Consider the following 20181-nt stretch of genomic DNA (forward strand, 5'->3'; position numbering starts at 1 on the left):
TGCGGCATTATCCCGAGAAGATCATAGAGAATCGCTGCATGAACGTGGCTGTCTCGCCCGCAGAGCGTAGTTGGAGCTGGAGACGATTGCTGCTATCGGCCGTTTTGTGTCTCGTCACGCCTCTGGCTTTTGCCCAGGCGCCCACAGCCAGTGCAGCCGACCAGCGGGCCCAGGCCGTCACCCAGGTGGTACTGGGGATTCTCAGCTACGCCCGTTGGCCGGTGGAGCCCGCACAACTGCGGTTGTGCATCGTTGGCCCGACCCAATACACCGACGACCTGGTCAAGGGTACCACCCAGGCCACCGGCCGGCCGGTGGTGGTCCAGCGCTTGCTGGCGGACAACCCCAATATCGTCAATGCGTGCGACGCGCTGTACATCGGCAAGCTCACTCCTGACGAGCGTGGCCGCCTGTTCACCGCGTTGACTGGCCATCCGGTGCTGAGCATCAGCGAAGGCGGCGATCAATGCACTGTGGGAAGCCTGTTTTGCCTGCGGGTCACTGATGAGCAAGTCTCGTTCGAGGTCAACCTCGACTCCGTCGCCCGCAGCGGTGTGCGCATCCATCCCAGCGTCCTGCAGTTATCCCGTCGTCGGGCGCCGGAGCCATGAAGCTGCGTAACGCCAAAACCCGCCCTACATTACGTTCGGTCCTTGGTCGCGGGCACCTGAGTGTGGCGCTGGTGGCCGTAGCCATGGCCAGCGTCTCCCTGACCCTGCTGGGGGTGCTGGCCCTACGGGTATATGCCGACCACAACCTGCACCTGATCGCCCGCTCGATCAACTACACCGTAGGAGCCGCAGTGGTGTTCAAGGACCGCGTGGCGGCCACCGAAGCCCTGGCGCTGATTGCCTCCACTGAAGAAGTCGCTGAAGCCCGGGTGCTGGACCTCAACGGCAACACCCTGGCCCATTGGGTGCGTCCGGAAACGGGGGTGCTGTCCAGGATCGAGCTGGAGTTGGCCCACACGCTGCTGGAAGAGCCCATCAGCCAGCCGATCCTGCATCAAGGCCAGAAAATTGGCACCGTCGAGTTGAGTGGCCACGGCGGTAGCCTGTTGCGCTTTTTGCTCAGTGGCCTGGCGGGGATCATCATCTGTACCGCTATCAGTGGCTGGGTCGCGATTTACCTGGCACGGCGCATGTTGCGCGGCATTATCGGCCCCCTGCACAGCCTGGCCGACGTCGCCCACGCTGCGCGCAGCGAGCGGGCCTTCGACCGCCGTGTGCCGCCGGCGCAGATCGCCGAGCTCGACAGCCTGGGCAACGACTTCAATGCCCTGCTTGACGAGCTGGAAGCCTGGCAAACCCACCTGCAAAGCGAAAACGAAACCCTTGCCCACCAGGCCAGCCATGACAGCCTGACCGGGCTGCCCAACCGCGCCTTCTTTGAGGGCCGCCTGATTCGCGCCTTGCGCAGCGCGGCCAAGCTCAACGAGCGAGTGGCGGTGCTGTTCCTCGACAGTGACCGCTTCAAAGACATCAACGACAATTTCGGGCATGCCGCCGGTGACGCCGTCCTGGTTGCGGTCGCCGCGCGCGTGCGGGCGCAACTGCGCGAGAGCGACCTGGTGGCCCGCCTGGGCGGTGACGAGTTCGCCATCCTGCTCTCGCCCCTGCACAAGCTCGAAGATGCCCAGCGCATCGCCGACAAAATCATCGCCAGCATGGACCAGCCCATCCCGCTGCCGGGCAACACCGAAGTGTTGACCTCACTCAGTATCGGTATCGCGGTATATCCCGATCATGGTGCCACTCCCGGCGCCTTGCTCAATGCCGCCGATGTGGCGATGTACCAGGCCAAACGCCTTTCCCAGGGCGGCCAGCACACGGCGGAGTCGGAGCACCCCGCTGCCAATGTTCAACACAGGAGTTGATCCCTTGTTTGCTAACACACGCGTTCTGTTTATCACCTTGTTTATTGCGCTACTGGCCCTGAGTGGCTGCCAGACTCCCCCCCCCAAAGGCCTGACCCCGGTGCAAGTGGCGGTGCTCAAACAACAAGGCTTCGAACTGACCGACGAAGGTTGGGCGTTTGGCCTGTCGGGCAAAGTGCTGTTTGGCAGCGACGTCGAAAAACTCAACACGCCCAGCACCGAGATCGTCGAACGCATCGGCAAGGCCCTCACCGGCGTGGGCATCGAACGCGTGCGCGTAGACGGCCACACCGATGCCTCGGGCAAGGAAGCCTACAACCAGCAACTGTCCCTGCGCCGGGCGAAAAGCGTGGGCAAGGTCTTGGTGGACGTGGGTATGAAGGAAGAAAACGTGCAACTGCGAGGCCTGGGCAGCAGCGAGCCGGTGGCCTCCAACAGCACTTCTGCGGGCCGTACCGAGAATCGCCGGGTGTCGATTGTAGTGATCGCCGACTGAGCCGACAGGCCGGTCTGAATTTCAAACACGCTCAACTTTGGGAGCGGGCAAGCCCGCTCCCACACTTATCAGTGCCGACCCAACGTTCTGCGCCCGCAGCAGCCATTCAGTCTGCAAACACCATCTCCCGCGTCTCCCCCATCAACAACCCCTGGTTCTGCTCCGTCACCTCCCGGATGTAATCCCACAACAGGGTAATCCGCTTGAGCTTGCGCAGGTCTTCGCGGCAATACATCCAGAACTGCCGCGTAATATTGATCTCCTCTCCCAACACCGGCAGCAACCGCGAGTCCTGCGCGGCCAGGAAGCACGGCAAGATCGCCAGCGAGCGCCCCTGCTGCGCCGCCACGTACTGCGCAATCACGCTGGTGCTGCGCAGGCTGGCGCTGGCGCCCGGGACGACATTGGCCAGGTACAGCAGCTCTGAGCTGAACGCCAGGTCATCCACGTAGCTGATAAACGGATGGTCGGCCAAATCGGCCGGGCGGCGGATGGGCGGGTGCTGGTCGAGGTATTCCTGGGTCGCGTACAGCTGCAACTTGTAGTCGCACAGTTTGCAGCACACGTAGGGCCCGTGTTCCGGGCGTTCCAGGGCGATGACGATGTCGGCTTCGCGCTTGGACAGGCTGATGAAGTGGGGCAGGGGCAGGATGTCGACCGAGATCGCCGGGTAGGTATCGACGAAGTGGCTCAGTTGCGGGGTGACGAAAAAACTACCGAACCCTTCGGTACAGCCCATGCGCACATGCCCCGACAGCGCCACGCCGGAGCCCGATACTTGTTCGCAGGCCATGTGCAGGGTGCTTTCGATGGACTCGGCGTAACCCAGTAAACGCTGGCCTTCATTGGTCAGCACAAACCCGCTGGTCCGGGATTTCTCGAACAGCAGGGTGCCCAGCGAGCCTTCCAGCGAGCTGATGCGCCGCGACACGGTGGTGTAGTCCACCGCCAGGCGCTTGGCAGCGACGCTGGCCTTGCGGGTACGCGCCACTTCGAGGAAAAACTTCAGGTCATCCCAGTTCAGCGAGCCTAAAGACGTGATGTTTTTTTGCATGTTGGACCGGCTTTTATGTGGGTTCTTATTGGAAGTTTGCACATCTATACTCCAAAAATCGTCCGAACGCCTCATCCTCAAGGCGCTTCACGCCTTGGCTCTCTGCATAACTACAAGATCTGGAGACCACAATGAACGCATCGCTTACGTCTGCCGATACCACCGTCAAACAGGCCAAACTGTTGATCAACGGTGAATGGGTCGAGTCCAAGACCACCGAATGGCAAGACATCGTCAACCCGGCGACCCAACAAGTCCTGGCCCGTGTGCCCTTTGCCACGGCCGATGAAGTCAACGCGGCCATCGACGCTGCCCATCGCGCCTTCCAGACCTGGAAGCTGACGCCGATCGGCGCGCGCATGCGCATCATGCTCAAGCTGCAGGCGCTGATTCGTGAACACTCCAAACGCATTGCCGTAGTCCTCAGTGCCGAGCAGGGCAAGACCATTGCCGATGCCGAGGGTGATATTTTCCGTGGCCTGGAAGTGGTCGAGCACGCGTGCTCCATCGGCACCCTGCAAATGGGCGAGTTCGCCGAGAACGTCGCCGGTGGCGTCGACACCTACACCCTGCGCCAACCCATCGGCGTCTGCGCCGGCATCACCCCGTTCAACTTCCCGGCGATGATCCCGCTGTGGATGTTCCCGATGGCCATCGCCTGCGGCAACACCTTCGTGCTCAAGCCTTCGGAACAGGATCCGCTGTCGACCCTGATGCTGGTGGAACTGGCGCTGGAAGCCGGGGTGCCGGCCGGTGTGTTGAACGTGGTCCACGGTGGCAAGGATGTGGTGGATGCTCTGTGCACCCACAAAGATATCAAGGCCGTGTCCTTTGTCGGCTCGACCGCCGTCGGCACCCACGTCTACGACCTGGCGGGCAAGCACGGCAAGCGCGTGCAGTCGATGATGGGCGCGAAGAACCATGCGGTGGTGCTGCCCGATGCCAACCGTGAACAGACGCTTAACGCACTGGTTGGCGCTGGTTTCGGCGCGGCCGGCCAGCGCTGCATGGCCACCTCGGTGGTGGTGCTGGTGGGCGCGGCCAAGCAGTGGCTGCCGGACCTCAAGGCCCTGGCGCTGAAGCTTAAAGTCAACGCCGGCAGCGAAGCCGGGACCGACGTGGGCCCAGTGATTTCCAAGCGCGCCAAGGCGCGTATCCTCGACCTGATCGAAAGCGGTGTGAAAGAAGGCGCCAAGCTGGAACTGGACGGCCGCGACATCCAGGTGCCGGGCTTCGAGCAAGGCAACTTCGTCGGCCCGACCCTGTTCTCGGGCGTGACCACCGATATGCAGATCTACACCCAGGAAATCTTCGGCCCGGTGCTGGTGGTGCTGGAAGTCGATACCCTCGACGAAGCCATCGCCCTGGTCAACGCCAACCCGTTCGGCAACGGCACCGGCCTGTTCACCCAGAGCGGTGCGGCGGCGCGCAAGTTCCAGAGCGAAATCGACGTCGGCCAGGTCGGCATCAACATCCCGATCCCAGTGCCAGTGCCGATCTTCAGCTTCACCGGTTCCCGTGGTTCGAAACTCGGCGACCTGGGCCCGTACGGCAAGCAAGTGGTGCAGTTCTACACCCAGACCAAAACCGTCACCAGCCGCTGGTTCGACGACGACAGCGTCAATGATGGTGTCAACACCACCATCAACCTGCGTTGATCAAGGAGACGACCATGAAGATTGCATTTATCGGCCTGGGCAACATGGGCGCACCCATGGCCCGCAACCTGATCAAGGCTGGCCACGCGCTGAACCTGTTTGACCTGAACCAGACCGTGCTCAAGGAACTGGCCGAATTGGGCGGCACCATCAGTGCCTCACCGCGCGCAGCAGCAGAAGGCGCCGAACTGGTGTTGACCATGCTGCCCGCTGCCGCCCATGTGCGCAGCGTCTGGCTGAATGAAGACGGCGTGCTCGCCGGTATCGGCAAAGGCGTGCCGGCCGTGGATTGCAGCACCATTGACCCTCAGACCGCCCGCGATGTGGCGGCTGCGGCAGCCAAGCACGGCGTGGCGATGGCCGATGCGCCGGTCTCCGGCGGCACGGGCGGGGCGCAGGCGGGGACGCTGACCTTTATGGTCGGCGCCACCCCGGAACTGTTCGCCACCCTGCAACCGGTGCTGGCGCAGATGGGCCGCAACATCGTGCATTGCGGTGAAGTCGGCACCGGGCAAATCGCCAAGATCTGCAACAACCTGCTGCTGGGCATCACCATGGTCGGCGTCAGCGAGGCCATGGCCCTGGGCGATGCATTGGGTATCGACACAAAAGTACTGGCCGGGATTATCAACAGTTCAACCGGGCGTTGTTGGAGTTCCGACACGTACAACCCATGGCCGGGCATTATCGAGACGGCACCGTCGTCTCGTGGTTATACCGGTGGTTTTGGTGCGGAACTGATGCTCAAGGATCTTGGGCTGGCCACTGAGGCAGCGCGTCAGGCGCACCAGCCGGTAATTCTCGGTGCGGTGGCCCAGCAGTTGTATCAGGCGATGAGCCAGCGTGGGGAAGGCAGCAAGGACTTCTCGGCAATCATTAACAGCTACCGCAAACCCCAATAGGTTTTTTCCGAGAACTTGCGTCGGGCGGGTTCTCGGGTTTTTGGCGCTGTACACAGTTCCGATCCCTTCCATCTCCGTTGTTTCTCAACGAGATATTCAACTCCCTCCGTTGGTCAGCGTTAGCCGAAGCACCTCTTGTGCGTAGCGGTCGTCCGTGGCTGAGCCAGCCTGGTCAGCTCATCAAATACTGGCCAACTCCCCATCCTGAAAGAACTAAATGTGGCAAGCCTTGTCGCTTGCCATTTATTTCGTATTTACAGCGGTATATAGGGTTTCTATCACTAATCTACTATTTAGTTGGAAGGGTTTTTAGTGGGTTATTAAAGTTGCGAAATAAAGTATTACAATTTCTTTTTATTTTAGTAAAGTTTGTGATTCTGTTCATAGAATATTCATGGGGTTAGCCCTGTAGTTACATGTGATTATCATCCTTTGATAACGGGTGTATGGGTTATTTAACGTAGGTATGCGATGGGTTAACAGAACAAACACTTACGTTTAGTGAGTGTTTGCATCGTGCTTGTTTTCTCCTTTGATGTTGAGTTTCCTCCCCGCTAGTATCGATCAGGCAAGTGTTGGCACTGTTGTTGTGCCTCGAAAGTCACAACCGAATAGCTGTAATTTTTCTAAGTTGTGCGGGTGTATCTGAGATGGTTGATGAATGGATGCGTACATCAAATAGTTTCGGGCTTGCAACCGAACAGGTTGCCGAGGCCAGGGAGCTCGAGAGAGCACAAAAACTGGCCCGCCGTCTCTGCTCGTTACTGCACCTCTGGGCCAGCGGTCGCCCTTTGCCAATGGCTCCACGACAGTCCGGCATCTCTCTGCATGACCTCATGACAATGGCGCAATGCACGACAAAAGTGCTAGCGCAACGCCCTTCAAGAACCCTGTTCACATCACGCCTTGAGACTCCCGCGCTTTGCAATCAAAGGGGAATGCGCCTGCAACTCCGTGAAGAGACCGGTGTGGGCTGAAACTACTGGCACCTGGTTAGTTTTCAATAACGCAAAAATAAAGTTGAGCGCTCGGCGGTTATTACCGTCGTGGAGTATTCGCTCGCGCTGAAATCTGTGTGTCCATTTATCGAAGAGAGAACAGGTGTGAGATGAAAAATATAACAATTGTCGATAAAGCAACGGGAGCGGCAACGGAGCATACGCTTGGCAATGTCAGCCTGAAGGGCACAAGCATTGTCAAACTACCCGTTGGGCCTGAAAGCGTTCAGTCCTTTCAGCAGTCCGGTCAGAACTTGGTGGTGACGCTAAAGTCTGGAGAAACCATCACCATTCAGAATTTTTTTGTAGTTGGCGCTGACGGTGCGGCTAACCAGCTGGTAATGACTAACGCTGACGGAACGTTGCTGTTGGGCAACTATTCATCGCCGTATTCGGGCTTTACATTCAGCGAGATCTCTACGCTCGACGACCTGGCCGCGGCAGGCATAGTGGCAGATAGCGCGGTACCGGACTGGGTACTCTGGGGGCTTAGCCTCCTTGCCGTGGGTGGTGCAGTGGCCGCAATCAGCAGCAGTGGCGGCGGTGGTGGCGGCGGTACCGGTGGGGGAGTTACGGCGGCACCGGGTGCAGCAACTGGTTTATCCGTCAGTGCCGATGGCAAGAGCGTCATCGGCAAAGGGCAACCGGGCACTACGGTGACCGTCAAGGATGCTGCTGGCAATGTGATCGGCTCCGGTCCTGTGGGCGCTGACGGTAATTTCCAGGTCACGCTGGATACACCACAAACCAATGGAGAGACCCTGGAGGTCACCCTCAAGGACGCTCAGGGCAATCAGTCACCGCCCGCCACTGTCGTAGCCGGCGACACCACAGCGCCCGCTGCGCCAACAGACTTGGCCGTCAGCGCGGATGGCACCACCGTCAGTGGCAAGGGCGAGCCGGGTTCAACCGTTACGGTCAAGGATGCCGCTGGCAACGTGATCGGGACGGGCACAGTCGGTACTGACGGTAACTTCCAGGTCACGCTGGACACGCCACAAACCAATGGCGAGACCCTGCAGGTCAGCCTCAAAGACACTGCAGGCAATGAGTCGCCGACTGGCACTGTCAGCGCGGGCGACACCACAGCGCCCGATGCGCCAACAGACTTGGCCGTCAGCACGGATGGCACCACCGTCAGTGGCAAGGGCGAGCCGGGTTCAACCGCCACGGTCAAGGATGCCGCTGGCAACGTGATCGGGACGGGCACAGTCGGTACTGACGGTAACTTCCAGGTCACGCTGGACATCCCTCAGGTCAACGGCGAAACGCTGGGAGTGACACTGAAGGATGCGGCGGGGAACGAGTCCGGCCCAAGCTCGGTAGTTGCACACGACATTGATGAAACTGATGCGGACGCTGATGCCGACGCCGATGCCGACGCTGACGCCGATGCCGATGCTGACGCTGACGCTGACGCCGACGCCGACGCTGACGCTGATGCTGATGCTGACGCTGACGCTGACGCTGACGCTGACGCTGATGCCGACGCGGATGCCGATGCCGATGCCGACGCGGATGCCGATGCTGACGCTGACGCTGATGCTGATGCTGATGCTGATGCCGATGCCGATGCCGATGCCGATGCCGATGCTGACGCCGACGCTGATGCTGACGCCGACGCCGACGCTGATGCTGATGCTGATGCTGATGCTGATGCTGACGCTGATGCTGACGCTGATGCTGATGCTGATGCTGATGCTGATGCTGATGCTGATGCTGATGCCGACGCGGATGCCGATGCCGATGCCGACGCGGATGCCGATGCTGACGCCGACGCCGACGCCGATGCTGATGCTGACGCTGATGCTGATGCTGACGCTGATGCTGACGCCGACGCTGACGCTGACGCTGATGCTGATGCTGATGCTGATGCGGACGCCGATGCCGATGCTGACGCCGACGCCGACGCCGACGCCGATGCTGATGCTGATGCTGACGCTGACGCTGACGCTGACGCTGACGCCGATGCTGATGCTGATGCTGATGCTGATGCTGACGCTGATGCCGACGCGGATGCCGATGCCGACGCGGATGCCGATGCTGACGCTGACGCCGACGCCGACGCGGACGCCGATGCCGATGCTGACGCCGACGCTGACGCTGACGCTGACGCTGACGCTGATGCTGATGCTGATGCGGACGCCGATGCCGATGCTGATGCTGATGCTGATGCTGATGCTGATGCTGATGCTGATGCTGATGCTGATGCGGACGCCGACGCCGACGCGGATGCCGATGCGGACGCCGATGCCGATGCCGATGCCGATGCCGACGCTGACGCGGATGCTGACCTGGAAGCAACCGACGACGTCGGTACTGCTGAACTCATCGTTACGCCGGTGACTACGCAGACAGCACTGGACGATATGCGAGTATTCACGTTGCTGGGAGTCGGTGGTATCCAGGTCGGGGAGCCTTCGCTGACTCAAGAGTTCTCTGTGGATGCTGGTAGTTCCGGGACGCTGAACCTGTCCTTCAGTCAAGGGGACCTGTTGTCTGTCTTGGGTGGTGGCTTTACTGGAGTGCTTGAAGTCAGCGATGGTGCTGGCGGCTGGGTCGGTATCGACCAGGCTAGCGGTGGTACGGGCCTGCTCGATCTGCTGGGGCTGTTCGGTTCGGGTACGACCGCGCAAATCGACGGTCTGGCCGCAGGTGAATATCGCTTCACGCTCAGCCTTGACCCGAACCTGGTAGCGGTTGGGGCTTCTGCAACGGCTAGCCTGAGTGTCGATAACGCAAGCCTGACCGACTTCATTGTCGAACCCGGCGCTGATGTTGAAGGTAACGTCATCACCGACCCAGGTTTCAATGGGCAACCGGACTCCACGGGGGCTCTGGGTGATGCGACAGTACAGGTTGAAGTCGGCGGCGTGTTTGTCGATGCAGATGCGACGGTCGGTACGGTCCTGCAAGGGCAGTACGGTGAGCTGACGATCTTTGCCAATGGTGATTACAGCTACACGCCAAATGGCGATGTGGCGAGCATTGGTCAGGTCGATAGCTTCGCCTATCAACTGGTGACGGCGGCTGGCGGTGTGGCTTCGGCCAACCTGTACATCCGCATAGACAGCAACGATACGACGATTGTCTGGAGTCCTACCGATCCAGCGGCACCGGGTGTCGTGGATGTTGTTGCCACGGATGATATCGGTGCTGCACAGGTCGATATCGACAACCTGGTCGACACGCAAAGCCTGACGGAGCTGAGCTACTCGCCGCCAGTAATCGGGAGCACTACAGATACCAGCGAGAGCTTTGTGGTCGCTGTCGATACGACGGCAGAGCTGGAAATCAGCCGCAGCTTCGTAGGTATCGGTGTGCTGCCTACGACGACCATCAACCTGCAGAAACTGATCGACGGTGTCTGGACAACGCAGCAGACCACGACTACGGCCGCTCATACCTTCACGGGGCTGGATGCGGGTGAGTACCGAGTGACGTCGACGACTGGTGCGCTTGTATCGGCCGGAACTGTGACGGTTGACCTGACGTTGTCCACTACCCACCTGACCGAGTTCGTCACGGGGGCTGCAGTCGCCGCAACGGGTAATGTCCTTGAACTCAGTGATCTATCGCCAGCAGACAGCCTCGGCTCGACGCTGACCGTCCTGAGTGTGCTGGTCAACGGGCTCTACGTCATACCCGGTCAAGCTGGAGCGCAAGTCCAGGGGCTCTACGGCACGCTGACGTTGCAAGCGGATGGTTCCTATAGCTACACGCCAACCCCGGGTCTGGCGCTTGCGGACATCGGCCAGGTGGATACATTCACCTACAAGCTCACCACACCCGCCGGCCAGGAGGACACGGCCAATCTGTACATCCGCATCGACTCGCCAGACCGCGATCTGGTCTGGGACGACGCCAACCCTGGTTCACCTGCCACTGAGGGCGCCGGTTTCGCCGCCGCCAGCATCATGGTGGATGAGGCCGCGTCAGGCGATGACAGTACGGGCACTGAAGGCGGCGCAGACAGTGGCAGCGACGACCCTGTGGTAGTCGACGGCACTGACTTCACCCACGTCGATGGTGGCGCGGGGGCAGAGGGGTGGTTGTGGGAGGGTGGTGATGCTGCCATCAACCTGAGCGACCTGATCGGCACTGCCAGCGGTGTGCAGAGCATTGACCTGAACGACGTCAGCGCGGTTGAACTGACGTTGAGCCTGGAGGACTTGGTATCCATCACAGGCCCCGAGTCGGATCGCTTGATGATCCAGGGCGATGATCAGGACAGCGTTCATCTGACAGGCGACTGGTCTGCTGGTGCGACTCAGGTAGAGAACGGTCTGGAGTACGTGATCTACACGAGCCAGGAAGATGAGACCCATCAGCTCTGGATACAAAGCGGCATCAGCGTGGTGTAACCACGCACCCGACGGCCGGGCCGCAAGGCCCGGTTTCCCTCACCAACGGTAATGCAGCGATGGACCGTGACAGGTGTCAGTCACGGTCCATGGTTGTACCCAACAAGTTGATAACAAGCAGGGGACGTGACGTGAGGTACAAGAGCCTGGCTAAACAGCTGTCTGCGGTTTTCCTGGCAGCGGCATTGACTGCACCGGCGACAGGGCAGGTCATGGCCAAGTCGTTTATCGACGACGAAGAAAGCGTCAACATCATCAGCCCCAGTGACTTGGGCACGAATTTACCGGGTGGTCCAACGGGCGTCAGCGCACCGGTGGCACCGCAACGGACCATACCGAAAAACCTCGACCTGACACGGGCTATTCAATTAGCCGTGGAATGGCACCCGGCCATTGCCGAGGCGATCGGTCAGCTGTACCAGCAGAATGAGAACGTGACCATTGCCCGTTCCGGTTACTACCCGCAAGTGAGCGGCGGTTTCAATTCCGGCTACGACAGCGGACTGAGTGGCAACGGCCAAAGCCAGACCTTTTCCTTGTCGGCATCGCAGATGCTCTACGACTTCGGCAAGGTGTCCAGTTCCGTGGACAGTGCTCTGGCCAGGGTCAGTGGCAGTCAGGCGGCGGTTTTGCTGTCAATCGACCAAGTGGCCCGTGATACCTCGTACGCCATGATCGAGTTGCAGCGTTCGCAGCTGCTGGTGGCGCTGGCGGGTGACCAGATCAAGGGCATTTCGGCGATTGCGCAACTGGCCAAGCAACGCAGCGACATGGGCGCCAGCACCCGCTCAGACCTGATCCAGGCCCGTTCGCGAGTCGAGGCGTCGCAGGCGACACAGTTACAACTGCAGGCGCAGTTCAATCGCTGGCGCAGCGCCTTGAGCAGCTTGCTGGGGGCGCAGTCTCCGGTGAGCGTTACGCAGGACTTTCCGGCGAGCCTGGAGCAATCCTGTCAAGGTCTGGCGCCTGATGAAGCGGTCACCCCGGCGCTGTTGATTGCCCAGGCGCAACGGACCGATGCCTTGGCACTGATCGCCCAGGCCCGGGCGCAAGCGTTGCCGACTGTATCGTTGGACCCATCGGTGACTCAGTATCTGGACAACAACGACGACACCGGCATCCCCGGCGGTCGGGACCGGACCCGCTACGGTGTGTTCCTCAACGTGAAGATGCCGTTGTACCAGGGCGGCGCCATTACTGCGCGCAAGTCCGCCGCACAACAAGCCCTGCGTTCTGCCGAAGCGGCCAACGACGCCGCCCGGCTCGCTGTACGCCAGGGGCTGCTGGAAGCGCGGGATCAGATTTCGAGTCTGGCCCAGCGGCTCTCCACCCTGGATTTTCGTGAGCGCAGCATTTCCGAGACCCGCGACCTTTATCGTCAGCAGTACCTCGAACTGGGCACCCGGCCGCTGCTGGACTTGCTCAATGCCGAGCAGGAAATCCACCAGGCCCGCATGGACCGGGAAAACACCGCGGCTGACCTGCGGCGCCTGAAAATCGACTGTCTCTACAACACCGGCGGGTTGCGCGCGGCGTTCCATCTAGATAACAGCACCTTGCAAGGTGTGGAGATTCGGCCATGAATGATGCCGTGATGCTTGAGGGCGACATGAGTGCAGTGGACGCGGCACCCGATCCGGCGCCGGCGTTCGATTATGAGGTGTGGCTGGAGGCGGTACTGAGCATCGCCCGGCATTACCGACTGGAGTGCTCGGCGCAAAGTGTCCGGCTTGCCGCGCAGTGGACCGAAGGCGCTTCGGTGGAAGACGTGGTGCGGCAGATGGCCCGCCAGGCCGGATTAAACTGTGCGATCGCCGACTTCAACGCCTCGACCTTGATGCAGCGGCAACTGCCGATGATCTTGCAGTTCAGTGACGGCCAGGTCGGCGTCCTGGAAACCCTGGGCGATGGCGAGCACGTGGGCATCGCCTACAGTGGCGATGGCGGTCTGCAAAGCCGGCTCAGTTGCCTGGAGTTGCTCGACTCGGCGCGCAAGAGCGTGATTTTGCGACCCATGAGTGCCGTACGCGATACTCGCGTCGATGACTACATCAAACCTTATGAGAAGGACTGGTTCAAAGGCATCGTGCTGCGGGACATGCGGCCTTATGGCTATGTCATGCTGGCTTCGCTGGTGACCAGTGTGCTCGGACTGGCCGGGGTGCTGTTTTCCATGCAGGTGTACGATCGGGTCATCCCGGCCGAGTCGATGCCCACCCTGTATGTGTTGTTTGGTGGTGTCATGCTGGCGCTGGTGTTCGACTTCATCATGCGCATCACCCGCGTGCGGATCACTGACATGCTTGGCAAGCGGGCAGACATGCGAGTGTCCGACCTGGTGTTCGGGCATGCCATTCGCCTGCGTAACAGCGCCCGGCCCAAGTCCACCGGCTCGTTCATTTCCCAGCTCAAGGAACTGGAGCAACTGCGTGAATTGATCACCTCCAGTACGGCAACGGCCTTGGCAGACTTGCCGTTTTTTCTGTTGTTCCTGGTGATTTACTGGCTGATCGCCGGGCCTCTGGTAGCGGTGCCGATGGTGGCAGTGTTGTTTCTGGTGGTGCCTGGTGTGTTGTCGCAGAAGAAACTCGCAGTGCTGGCCAACCAATCCATGCGCGAAAGCTCGTTGCGCAGCGCCATGTTGGTGGAGACCATTCAGGGCCTGGACGATATCAAGGCGCTGCAAGCCGAGCAGCGCTTCGAGCACCAGTGGAATCACTACAACGCCACCTGTGGCGACGCCAGCCTGCGGCTGCGGATGTTGACCAACAAGCTGATGGCCTGGACCAACAACGTGCAAGGTTCAGTGTTTGCCGTGGTGGTGGTGTTCGGTGCACCGATGGTTATGGCCAGTGACATGACCACCGGTAGTTTGGTGGCGGCCTCGATCCTGGCCTCGCGCATGATGGCGCCGATGTCGCAGGTCACCCAGGTGTTGACCCGCTGGCAGCAGGCCAAGGTGGCCCTGCAAAGCCTGAACCGGCTCATGGAATTGCCGGTGGACCATGCCGAAGGCAGCAAGCGCGTGCACTTGCCAGTGGTGAGCGGCCATTACGTTCTCAAGCAGGCGGCATTCCAGTATTCCGACGATGCGCCGGCGCCGGCATTGCTGGTGGCGGACTTGCAGATACAACCGGGTGAGCGCATCGCCATTCTCGGTCGCAATGGTGCAGGCAAATCCACCTTGCTGCAGGCCTTGGCCGGCATGCTCGATCTGAAGAGCGGCAGCATCAGTCTCGATGGGGTCGCGCTCGGTCATATCGACCCGGCGGACGTGCGCCGGGATGTCGGGCTGATGACGCAAAACTCGCGCCTGTTCCACGGCACTCTGCGAGACAACCTGATCATGGGTGCGCCCCATGCCTCTGATCAGGAAATCCTCCAGGCGCTGGCGTTGACGGGCGCAGCGGACTTTATCGGTAAGTTCGCCGACGGCATGGACCACATGATTCTGGAAGGCGGCCTCGGACTGTCAGGCGGGCAGCGTCAATCGTTGCTGCTGTCGCGCTTGATCATCCGTCAGCCGCACATCGTCCTGTTGGACGAACCCACGGCGTCTCTGGATGAAGCGACCGAGCGCCAATTGATCCACAACCTGGACAAGTGGGCGGCCCACCGCACGCTGGTCATCGCGACCCACCGCATGAGTGTGTTGAGTCTGGTGAACCGGATCATCGTCGTCGACAACGGACAGATCCTTGTCGATGACACCAAGGACAACGCGATTGCCCGGCTTTCCAAAACCAAGGGGAAGAATCAGTGAACACCCATGAGCGCAAAAGAATTCCGCTGTTGGGCCTCGAGAACAAGGGCGCCCAACCCTATAACGACGGTGTTGATGACAACACAGTAGTGCGCTCGACGCGGGTGGTTTTCTGGGTGTTTGTCCTGTTGGTTGCGTTTGGTGCGTGGGGTTATTTTTTTGAGATCGATGAGGTTTCGACTGGCAGCGGCAAGGTAATCCCAACCTCCCGCGAGCAAATTATCCAGTCCCTGGAAGGCGGCATCGTCACTGAACTGAACGTGACCGAGGGCGATATCGTCAACAGTGGCCAGACGTTGGCGAAACTCGACCCGACCAAGACCGAATCCAACTTCGATGAAAGCGCTTCCAAGTTCCGGGCATCCCTGGCCAGCGTCGCGCGTTTGCAGGCAGAGGTGAACAGCAAACCTTTGGTGTTTCCTGTTGAACTACAGCGCCACCCCGAGTTGATCCGAGCCGAAACCGATTTGTTCAGTACCCGGCGCAAGGGGCTGGAGGACACCCAGGCGGGTTTACGTTCATCCTTGGGGCTGGTGCGCAGCGAGTTGGAGATTACCCAGAACCTGGCCAAAGTCGGTGCCGCCAGCAGTGTTGAAGTACTGCGCCTCAAACGCCAGAAGGCAGAGCTGGAGATGAAGCTGACCCAGGCCCGCTCCGATTACATGGTGCGCGCCGGTGAGGAACTGGCCAAGGCGAATGCCGATGTCGAGACGCTGTCATCGATCATGCGCGGGCGCTCGGATTCAGTGACTCGCTTGACCTTGCGCTCTCCGGTCCGCGGTATCGTCAAAGACATCGAAGTCACCACCATCGGCGGGATCATCCCACCCAATGGGCGCTTGATGCAGATCGTTCCTCTGGATGAACAACTGCTGATCGAGGCGCGTATTTCGCCGCGGGACATCGCTTTTATCCATCCCGACCAAGTGGCCAAGGTCAAGATCACGGCCTACGACTACGCGATTTATGGCGGCATGGACGGTAAGGTGGTGACCATCTCGCCCGACACCATCCAGGACGAAGTCAAACCCGAGGTTTTCTACTACCGGGTGTTTATCCGCACCGACGCCGACACCTTGAAGAACAAGGCTGGCAAGTCGTTCTCCATTGTGCCGGGGATGATTGCTTCAGTGGATATCAAGACCGGGCAGAAAACTGTCCTCGACTACTTGATCAAGCCCATGAACCGTGCGCGTGAAGCTTTGCGCGAGCGCTGACAGAGGACGTGCTGATGGGCAAAGCCCTCAGGCTGTTGCTGCTAGGGTTGAGTGTTGTCGGCGCGCCTTGTGCCTTGGCGCTCGACGACAGCTCAGCGCCTTTGCCTTGGAACACGTCCGCCGACAAGGCGACATGTAGCGACCCGGACTCGGCATTGTGGGTCGAGTTTGCCCAGGGTGAGGAATGCATCCGCTACTTTGCAGGGGCTATCCTCGATCATGCGCCAGTGGTGATCGTCATGTTCCATGGTGATCGAAATATCGAGATGCATCAGGCGCCCGAGGCGATCCGCGGCAACACCCTGGCCGCCAAGGTAATTGCGGCAAAAGCACTGAGCAAAAGGGCTGGCGTACCGCTGGTGATTGTGGCTCGGCCTGGTACCTACGGCTCCAGCGGCAATCATGGGCAGCGGCGCCAGGCCCGGGAATTCATGGCGCTGAATGGCGCTCTGGATGAACTGCGTGAGCTCCACGGCATTGGGCAGTATGTTTTGTTGGGCCATAGCGGTGGCGCGACCGTGGCTGCTGCGTTATTGACCCTGGGGCGCGACGATGTGAAATGCGCGGTGATGAGCTCCGGCGCGTTCGCCCTGGTGCAGCGTGCGCAGATGATTCGCCAGAGCAAAGGCCTGCCTTCCAGGCCGGGACGCGACACCAATGGATTACTCCACCCCTATGATCCCGGCCAGCACATTGACGGCATTGTCGCAGCGCCCAAGCGGCAGCTGTTCGTGATAGGCAACGTCGATGATCAGGTGGCGCCGTTCGTGTTGCAGGAAGGCTTTTTCCTGGCGCTGATTAAAGCGGGGCATCGGGCGCAATTGATCAAGGCTGACGCCGTGGCGCCGGCGTTTCATCAATTGCGCAACGATATCGCGCTTAAAACGGCGGCCGGTTGCGCAAAGTAAGCTTTTCGCTTGGCGGGTTACTCGGCAAGTACCGTCTGCTCCATCGTCCTCAACCACTCGCAGACTTGCGACAAACCGGTCCCGCCCGAGCTTTTCACCAGCACCCAATCTGCTGGTTGAAACCACTGCGCCGGGTTCTGCATCAAGGCCAGGTTCAGCGCTTTGGCATTCTCGAACCACTGGACCGACAGTTCACCGCGCAGCTCGAGGTACAGCGCGCGCATCAATGGGCCGCACAACAGCACATGGCGTGGCGCTGCCATACGCAATGGTGTGGCCAGCTCCAGGTGATAACGCTGGGTGTCAGGACCGAGCTCCAGCATATCCCCCAATACCAGCACCCGGTGTCGTGAGGGTACAGGGAGGTCCGCCATGGATTGCAGTGCTGCGGCCATGGAGCCTGGGTTGGCGTTGTAGGCGTCGTTGATCATCTGGAAATGACCACCCGCGCATGGGATCTGCATGACATTGCCACGTCCTTCAACGGGTTCGAATCCAGTCAGGATTTCGAGCGCCTGGCAAGCTTCCAGACCCGCTGCGAACAACGACGCCAGCACCGCTAGTGCGTTGAGTACCATGTGCCGGCCGCGGGCTTGCAGGGTGAAGTTGAGTGCCTGTGAGCCTCGTTGCGCGCGGACGTAAACCAGCTGCGATTCGCTGCGCCAATCCAGGAGGCGCAGATCCGCATCGACGTGTTCGCCGTAACTGATCACCTGCAGACGCGCGGTTTCTGCTGCCTGGGCGAACAGCTCGTAATACGGCATGCCCCGGTTGAGCACCGCGTGGCCGCCCGGTGCCATGGAGCGGAAGATTGCGCTTTTCTTGCGGGCCAGGTTCTCCAGCGTGCCGTGGTATTCCAGGTGTGCGGGGGCCAGGCCGGTGACGATAGCGATGTGTGGGCGAACCAGTTCCGAGTTGATAGGCATCCGTCCCACGGCCATTTCCAGAACCCAGAACCTAGTTGCAGGGGGCATGCTTGCCAGGTTCCAGGCAATGCCATGCGGCAGGTTGGCGTTGGCTTCGGTTTGTCCGACCTCACCCCAGTGTTTCAGCGCGTGGGCGAGCATGGCCACCACCGTGGTTTTGCCAAAACTGCCGGTCACGCCGAACACCTGCCCGCTGAAGTGCTGTCGGGCGTGCCTGCCCAACTGCAACATCGCTTCGCTGGTGTCGGCGACTTGCAGCGCCGGCAAGCCGCAGTCCAGATAGGGGGTCGGGTCCACGCACAAGAAGGCCGAGGGCCGCCGCTCAGGCTTGGCCTGTGCCCAGCGCAGGGCCGATTGCGCCTCGTTCGGACCGACTTTGGTGGGGTGGCGATTGAGCATGCGTCCCGGCTTGAAGAACTGCATGGAGGGCGTCAAGCCAGTGGCCCTCCAGTCCGAGGGTGGCTGTGGTACCCATGTCCCTTGCGTTACACGGGCCACGGTCACGGCGTCCCAGGTCCAGTCGGATGTGGCTTCAGTCGGTGGAGGCTGGCTCACTTGCGGCGCACCATCCAGCAGATACCGGTGATAGGCAATCAGCCCGGAAAGGTAGTGTTCGACGTCGTCTATACGCACCCGGAAAGCGTGATGCCGAATGAAGAATGCGCCGGCGATGCGTGCCGGGTTGGCGAAATACATCGCTATCTCCGGCCAGAAATAACCGTTGAGCAGGTAACGGGCGCGATGGTGCAAGGCCCGATAGAAAGCGTGCAGGTCAATGTCCTGGAGCAGGTGATGTAGCGATGGCTGTTGTGCGATCCGTTCCAGCATTTGCTGTGCGGCCATCATCAGCTCGAGCAGGGTGGGAAAGGTGGTAATGCGCTGTTGGACGAAACCCAGGTAGCCCGCGACGTTGTTCAGGCCGAAGCGCAAGTATTTCTCGTCGGGGCGATAGCGTGTCAACTCGTTCACACAGTAGCTGAGCCAGTGATCATGCTCGCGCCAGTGCTCTTTGCCGATGAAGTAATCGAAGGCCTTTTCTACGACATTGATCCAGCGTTCATTGTGGGTCAGCCCATAGAGGCGCATCAGTCCGAACGCGGCCTCACCGTCGTAATAGATGATGCGAAACGGCTCTTTGAGGCTCAAGTCATGGGCGTTCAATACGTGTACGAAAGCACCGGTGGTGGGGTCCTGCATCCAGGCCATACCGTTGGCGAGGGCTTCCAGCAGTGGTAAATACTGGCGGGTGCCGGTCACTTCGCTGTACTTGACCAGGGCCAGCAGGCATACCGCGTTGCCGCCCAGTTTGATCTCGTTGTCTGTGTCCACCAGGAAGGCGGCCACGCTACCATCGGGCAGCAGGCTGGGCCTGATCAGCGTTTGGGTCAGATAGTCCAATGCCCGTTGAATCGCGGACTTCAACGTCTCGTCGCCGTTCAAGGCCCAGGCTTCGATCATCGCGTAGGTGCTGCTGGCATGGCGCAGGGTGTTGTAGTTCTTGATCGGTCGGTCGAAACACGGAAAGTAGCCGTAGACGAATTGGCCGCTGTCCTGCACCTGCTCCCCCAGATACGTGGCAGCGGTGCAGATGGGCCGCCTGACGTCGTCAGGCTCCAGGGCCGCCAGGGTGCGCCAGCCGACCTCTGCGGCGTTGCTGTTGAGTCTATGGGGCACGCCATCTTCGGCGCAGAACACGCCCGCCGTGTCGAACAGATAGACCAAGGTATCGGGTTGCAACGTGGCAATTGCGTTCGATGCCGTTGACCCTGCAAAACGGCGTTTGGCATAGACAGAAAAATTGCCTGTATTGAAGGTTGCATGGGCAATTTCGCTGCCGCCGTAGAGGATTGCGTTAGCGTTCAGTTCCTGTTCGGTGAGCGCTATTTGCAGATTACTGTCGAGCGCGATGCCACTGCGAAAGTAATTACGCTTGTGGTGCTTGAAGCGTTCGTTGAGCTTTGCCCAAGTGATTGGCTTCACGTTAACTGCACGTTCAATACGTATCCACGTACATTCAGG

13 protein-coding genes and 1 pseudogene are annotated in these 20181 nt (G+C 60.3%); 11 read left to right on the top strand and 3 right to left on the bottom strand.

Annotation, left to right across the window (positions count from 1 at the left end; genetic code table 11):
• Positions 1–38 precede the first annotated feature (38 nt).
• Genes K1X80_RS04380 through K1X80_RS04390 form a run of 3 tightly spaced genes read left to right on the top strand, consistent with a single transcriptional unit; the run spans position 39 to position 2372 of the window.
• On the top strand, positions 39–611 hold the full coding sequence (locus K1X80_RS04380) for a YfiR family protein (protein WP_057960632.1): 573 nt from the start codon (positions 39–41) through the stop codon (positions 609–611).
• Positions 608–1876, top strand: coding sequence for a diguanylate cyclase domain-containing protein (locus K1X80_RS04385; protein ID WP_057960631.1), 1269 nt, complete (start codon positions 608–610; stop codon positions 1874–1876). Before K1X80_RS04380 ends, K1X80_RS04385 begins: the two co-directional genes overlap by 4 nt.
• Positions 1857–2372 carry an OmpA family protein gene (locus K1X80_RS04390; protein ID WP_057960630.1) on the top strand — a complete coding sequence of 172 codons (516 nt, stop codon included), beginning with the start codon at positions 1857–1859 and terminating at the stop codon, positions 2370–2372. Before K1X80_RS04385 ends, K1X80_RS04390 begins: the two co-directional genes overlap by 20 nt.
• 106 nt (positions 2373–2478) lie before the next feature.
• Here the strand turns inward: K1X80_RS04390 and K1X80_RS04395 are convergent, their stop codons facing one another.
• Positions 2479–3426 (bottom strand): LysR family transcriptional regulator, encoded by a 948-nt coding sequence (locus tag K1X80_RS04395; RefSeq protein ID WP_057439324.1) that lies wholly within the window; start codon positions 3424–3426, stop codon positions 2479–2481.
• A gap of 131 nt (positions 3427–3557) precedes the next feature.
• Between K1X80_RS04395 and K1X80_RS04400 the strand changes: the two genes are divergently transcribed.
• The 3 genes and pseudogenes from K1X80_RS04400 to K1X80_RS28465 form a co-directional block, all read left to right on the top strand.
• Positions 3558–5084: a CoA-acylating methylmalonate-semialdehyde dehydrogenase gene (locus K1X80_RS04400; RefSeq protein WP_057439323.1), complete on the top strand. Its 1527-nt coding sequence runs from the start codon at positions 3558–3560 to the stop codon at positions 5082–5084.
• A 14-nt stretch (positions 5085–5098) separates the two neighbouring features.
• Positions 5099–5986 carry a 3-hydroxyisobutyrate dehydrogenase gene (mmsB, locus tag K1X80_RS04405; RefSeq protein WP_120731496.1) on the top strand — a complete coding sequence of 296 codons (888 nt, stop codon included), beginning with the start codon at positions 5099–5101 and terminating at the stop codon, positions 5984–5986.
• A gap of 1108 nt (positions 5987–7094) precedes the next feature.
• Positions 7095–8261: pseudogene (locus K1X80_RS28465) on the top strand (Ig-like domain-containing protein); the annotation flags it as partial.
• Here the strand turns inward: K1X80_RS28465 and K1X80_RS28045 are convergent.
• Positions 8145–9416: a hypothetical protein gene (locus K1X80_RS28045; protein ID WP_258571539.1), complete on the bottom strand. Its 1272-nt coding sequence runs from the start codon at positions 9414–9416 to the stop codon at positions 8145–8147. The pseudogene K1X80_RS28465 and the gene K1X80_RS28045 overlap by 117 nt on opposite strands.
• Positions 9417–9425: 9 nt before the next feature.
• Between K1X80_RS28045 and K1X80_RS28050 the strand changes: the two genes are divergently transcribed.
• The 5 genes from K1X80_RS28050 (at position 9426) to K1X80_RS04430 (ending at position 17236) form a co-directional block, all read left to right on the top strand.
• Positions 9426–11348, top strand: coding sequence for a BapA/Bap/LapF family large adhesin (locus K1X80_RS28050; RefSeq protein ID WP_258571540.1), 1923 nt, complete (start codon positions 9426–9428; stop codon positions 11346–11348).
• A 131-nt stretch (positions 11349–11479) separates the two neighbouring features.
• Positions 11480–12931, top strand: coding sequence for a TolC family outer membrane protein (locus K1X80_RS04415; protein ID WP_169989843.1), 1452 nt, complete (start codon positions 11480–11482; stop codon positions 12929–12931).
• The gene (locus K1X80_RS04420) at positions 12928–15111 is read left to right on the top strand and encodes a type I secretion system permease/ATPase (protein ID WP_120731498.1); all 2184 of its coding nucleotides are present in this window, start codon (positions 12928–12930) and stop codon (positions 15109–15111) included. The genes K1X80_RS04415 and K1X80_RS04420 overlap by 4 nt, the downstream gene beginning before the upstream one ends.
• Positions 15112–15140: 29 nt before the next feature.
• Positions 15141–16328: an HlyD family efflux transporter periplasmic adaptor subunit gene (locus K1X80_RS04425; protein WP_178118078.1), complete on the top strand. Its 1188-nt coding sequence runs from the start codon at positions 15141–15143 to the stop codon at positions 16326–16328.
• Positions 16329–16342: 14 nt separating this feature from the next.
• A complete protein-coding gene (locus tag K1X80_RS04430; protein WP_120731500.1) occupies positions 16343–17236 on the top strand; it encodes a S9 family peptidase in 894 nt (297 codons plus the stop codon).
• A gap of 17 nt (positions 17237–17253) precedes the next feature.
• Here K1X80_RS04430 and K1X80_RS04435 read toward each other — a convergent pair whose 3' ends face one another.
• Positions 17254–20142, bottom strand: coding sequence for a UDP-N-acetylmuramoyl-tripeptide--D-alanyl-D-alanine ligase (locus K1X80_RS04435; protein ID WP_258571541.1), 2889 nt, complete (start codon positions 20140–20142; stop codon positions 17254–17256).
• Positions 20143–20181: the final 39 nt, after the last annotated feature.

The sequence above is a fragment of the Pseudomonas sp. So3.2b genome (assembly GCF_019464415.1).
GTDB lineage: Bacteria > Pseudomonadota > Gammaproteobacteria > Pseudomonadales > Pseudomonadaceae > Aquipseudomonas > Aquipseudomonas shahriarae.

Bases quoted from the DNA above. Each gene is read 5' to 3' on its own strand.
- mmsB (WP_120731496.1), top strand. From the start codon at position 5,099: ATGAAGATTGCATTTATCGGCCTGGGCAACATGGGCGCACCCATGGCC.
- K1X80_RS04380 (WP_057960632.1), top strand. From the start codon at position 39: ATGAACGTGGCTGTCTCGCCCGCAGAGCGTAGTTGGAGCTGGAGACGA.
- K1X80_RS04420 (WP_120731498.1), top strand. From the start codon at position 12,928: ATGAATGATGCCGTGATGCTTGAGGGCGACATGAGTGCAGTGGACGCG.
- K1X80_RS04430 (WP_120731500.1), top strand. From the start codon at position 16,343: ATGGGCAAAGCCCTCAGGCTGTTGCTGCTAGGGTTGAGTGTTGTCGGC.
- K1X80_RS04390 (WP_057960630.1), top strand. From the start codon at position 1,857: ATGTTCAACACAGGAGTTGATCCCTTGTTTGCTAACACACGCGTTCTG.
- K1X80_RS04385 (WP_057960631.1), top strand. From the start codon at position 608: ATGAAGCTGCGTAACGCCAAAACCCGCCCTACATTACGTTCGGTCCTT.
- K1X80_RS04395 (WP_057439324.1), bottom strand. From the start codon at position 3,426: ATGCAAAAAAACATCACGTCTTTAGGCTCGCTGAACTGGGATGACCTG.
- K1X80_RS04400 (WP_057439323.1), top strand. From the start codon at position 3,558: ATGAACGCATCGCTTACGTCTGCCGATACCACCGTCAAACAGGCCAAA.